A 2,336-nucleotide genomic window follows, 5' to 3' on the forward strand; every position below is an offset into this window, starting at 1 on the left:
CTGGCGTGCCCGAGGGCCCGCTGGACGGTGACGACGTCGCAGCCGGAGGGCGATGAGCCCGGAGGCGTAGAAGTGCCGGAGGTCGTGCAGCTCGACGCCGCTGAGGCCGGCTGCGGCGAGCGTCGTCCGCCAGCGGTGACCGACCGTGATCTGGTGCGGCGGCTGGCCGGCGTCCTCGCTGAAGAGCCAGGTGCCCTCCGGGCAGTGGGCGGCGACGTGCCCGGCGAGCAGGTCGACCAGTGACGGCGCGAGGTACACCTGTCGCTCGCTGCCGTACTTCGGTGCACGCAGCTCGATGGCGCCGCCCGGGGCGCGCTGAACCTGGCGGGCGACGGTGAGGGTGCGGCGGAGGAAGTCGACATCACCGACGCGGACGGCGGCCGCCTCACCCAGGCGCAGGCCGGCGAAGCCGCACAGCCCGACGAAGGCGCGGAAGGGTCCGTCGGCGGCCTCGAGGATCGCCCCGACCTGGGCGGGGGTCGGCAGCGTCATGGCGGCGGCCGCGCGGCGACGGCGGGGGAGTGCGACGCCCTCGCTCGGGTCGCGCGGGATCACCCGGTCGGCCACGGCGCCGCGCAGAACGGCGCGGACGTTGTTGGTCCGGGTGTGCACGGTGCCCGGCGCCAGGCCGCGGGAGACCATGCTCTTGACCCAGTGCTCGAGGTGCGAGCGGCGCGGGGACCGCATCCGGACGTCGGTGAAGGTCGTGGACCGGGCGGCCAGGCTCATCGCCGTCTCGGTGCCGGGTGCCCACACCTGGCGGGCCGACCACTCGGCGTAGTACTCGGCGAAGGTCTGCCGGCCCGCGCCCGGGTCGACGTAGGTGCCGGTGACCACGGCCGCGGTGACCTCGTCGAGCCAACGCTGGGCGTCGACCTTGCGGTCGAAGTGACGGGCGTGCTCCTTGCCGTGCTCGTCCCGGTACCGCGGCCGGTACTTGCCGTTCGGCAACCTCGAGATGCTGGCCATGCTGCTGCCCCTCGTCGTCGGTCGATCCGGCGCCCACCCGAGGTCCCGGTGTAGCGCTCACAGGTCCGCAGGTGGGCTGGGGGCAGAACCTAGGGGCAGACCATCACCCTGGGGACGCCGAAGATCGGCTAAATCACGGTGCGCCAGGTGCCCGGGAGCGTCCACCCGCTTCTCCAGTAGTTCTCCAGTAGTGGGGACGCGGGGCTTCGTCCGTCGGCCCGGCCGCCTGGGAGGGGTTGACCTCGGGGTGCCGCTCCCAGTCCGCGCACCGATGAAACCCCGCTGGGGGTTAGGACACTCGATTCAGGAAACCGATCCAAGCGTGGTCCTGACCTGGGCTCCGGTTGCTCATTGCGGCTCTGAGCTGCGGTGTTGTGCCGAGCTGATGAGTGCTGTCGACGGCCCTCGACGGACATTTTGCTGACAGAGTGCTGACCACATGTTCGCAAGCACGAGCAGTCGTGCGTCAGACCCCTCCGCCTTGGGACGCCGTGCCGAAGCTGGAGGTGCCGCTTCCCACCCGGTGGCAGTCTTCCGCCTGTCTCGGTCGCCGGAAGGGCGCTCCGCGTCCCTGCGGGATGGGCCTACGGCCCACCCTTCCCCCGCCCCGCGACAGCCGGAGGGACGCCGGTTGTAAGGAAGCAGGCAGAGGTGTGGCCGCGCCCAACCGTCGAGACTTAGGACGCGGCCACTGACGCCTTCCTACGCACAGTCGGTCGCGGCCCAAGAGCATCGTCCACGCGTGGACAGACGCGGCTGCCCGGCCTGCTCGTAACCGTTGGATCCTGTGCGGGCCTCGGCCCCGCGGTGGGGGGCGGCGCATCGGCCCCAGCGTGGCCGCCTCAGCGCGGCTGTCTCGCCTCGGCGGCGTTGCTCGGGCCGTGTCCCTGGTCGACGGTGGCGGCGGGTACGGGCGCCACGGCGGCGAGTAGCCGCCGGCCCTCCTCCTCGAGGTCCAGGGGGGAGTTGGCGAAGCGCAGGATCACGGCGGAGGCCGCGCCGGTCATCTCGTCCAGCGTCCGGTGGTCGATGTTGCTGAGGTCGTCGCACGACGCGTGGTAGCAGAAGTCGTAGCCGATGCCGGCCCGGCCGCCGAACAGCGCGGCCTGTTCCACGGTCTTGATCCCCTCGGCGCCGGTGAAGAGCCCGCCGGAGGCGATGCCCTCGGCGATGAACGGCCCGTAGTCGCTGCGGCCGCTGAACTCGGTTTCGCCCGAGGCCAGGCCAAGGGAGCCGAAGTGCTCGTGGAAGGCCGCCTCGATCGCGGCCGAGCCGGCCGGGGCGGGCACCGAGCCGTCGTCCGGGCCGAACGCCGAGGCGTCGCCGTCGTAGACGAAGCGGCCGTGGTTCGGGGAGCCGATCATGTC

At 72.3% G+C, this 2,336-nt stretch carries 2 protein-coding genes; both read right to left on the reverse strand.

The annotated features are described in order from the left end of the window. Nucleotides 1-969, reverse strand: a 969-nt coding sequence (locus VN520_RS20665; RefSeq protein ID WP_325748419.1) for a tyrosine-type recombinase/integrase, incomplete at its 3' end; no start/stop codon positions are given. Nucleotides 970-1,811: 842 nt separating this feature from the next. After that, a partial coding sequence (locus tag VN520_RS20670; protein ID WP_325748420.1) for a M28 family peptidase occupies nucleotides 1,812-2,336 on the reverse strand: 525 nt, incomplete at its 5' end.

Origin of the sequence: Streptomyces sp. (assembly GCF_035563135.1) — a bacterium.
In the GTDB taxonomy this organism is placed as follows: Bacteria; Actinomycetota; Actinomycetes; order Streptomycetales; family Streptomycetaceae; genus Streptomyces.